The organism is Streptomyces sparsus, assembly GCF_054776295.1.
In genome coordinates, this window is sequence record NZ_BAAHCA010001207.1 from 1 (window position 1) to 1230 (window position 1230).

1 protein-coding gene is annotated in these 1230 nt (G+C 74.4%); it reads left to right on the forward strand.

Annotation, left to right across the window (positions count from 1 at the left end; translation table 11 throughout):
- On the forward strand, positions 1–1230 hold a 1230-nt coding region (locus tag ACYVE9_RS27435; RefSeq protein ID WP_461030590.1), incomplete at both ends, for an SDR family oxidoreductase.

Genomic DNA, 1230 nt, shown 5'->3' on the forward strand with positions numbered 1-1230 from the left:
CTGGGCCGCGCCACCGCGCTCACGCTGGCCGCCGCGGGTGCTGAGCTCGTCGTGGCCGACCTCGACGCGGCCGGCGGCCAGGAGGTGGCCGACCGCGTCGGCGGCCACTTCCGTACCTGCGACGTCTCCGATCTCGACGCCAACCGCGCGCTGGTGGACTTCGCCGTGGAGCGCTGCGGCGGTGTCGACATCGCGGTGCTCAACGCCGGGGTGTCGACGGGCTGCGGTGTCGGTGACGACTTCGACCTGGCCCGCTACCGCCGTGCCATGGGCGCCAACCTCGACGGCGTCGTCTTCGGCGCCCACGCGGCGCTGCCCGCGATCCGGGCACGCGGCGGCGGCGCGATCATCGCGACGGCGTCCCTGGCCGGTCTGACCGCGGTGCCGCTCGATCCGCTGTACGCGGCGAACAAGCACGCCGTGGTCGGCCTCACCCGCTCGCTGGGGCCGGCGCTGGCCTCCGAGGGCGTCCGGTTCAACGCGGTCTGCCCGGGTTTCGCCGAGTCGCGGATCATCGATCCGCTGCGCGAGATGCTCTCCGAGCAGAGCCTGCCGGTGATTCCCGCCGAGGTCGTCGCCGACACCGTGCTGCCCGCCCCGGTCGCCCGCGAGGTCCGGGCGCTGTGGCGGGCGATGCGCCTGGAGATGGTCGCCGGCCAGTACCTGGACGTGCGTACGCAGGCGGCCCGGGAGGTGTGCGCCGAACGCGCACTGCGCGTGGCGTACCTCAAGAGCGCGGCGTACACGGTCGAACGGCCGCTGGGCCTGGGCGCGGCACTGGGCGGCGCCCCGCCGGCCATGCGCGACGACCTGGAGTCGGCCGCCCGAAGTGTGGGCCTCGCATTCCAACTGCGGGACGACGTGCTGGGCGTGTTCGGCGATCCGGACCGGACGGGCAAACCGTCGGGTGACGACGTACGGGATGGCAAAGTGACGTATCTGGTGGCGGTGGCCGAGGAGTTGGCCCGGCAGTCCGGCGACAGGGCGGCCCTCGGCGTGCTGCGCACGTCCTCGGGCGACCGGGACCTGACCGAGGAGGGCCTGGAGCGCTACCGGGAGGTGGTGACGGTGCTCGGCGCGCTGGACGCCGTGGAGGACAAGATCGACGCGCTGGTGGAGGAGAGCCTGCTCTCGTTGGAGAAGGCGGCACCCGCCGAGCCCGCACACCGCGAGCTGTCCCGCCTGGTGCTGGCGGCCGCGGGCTCGGGCCGCCCGCTGGCGCCCGCGATC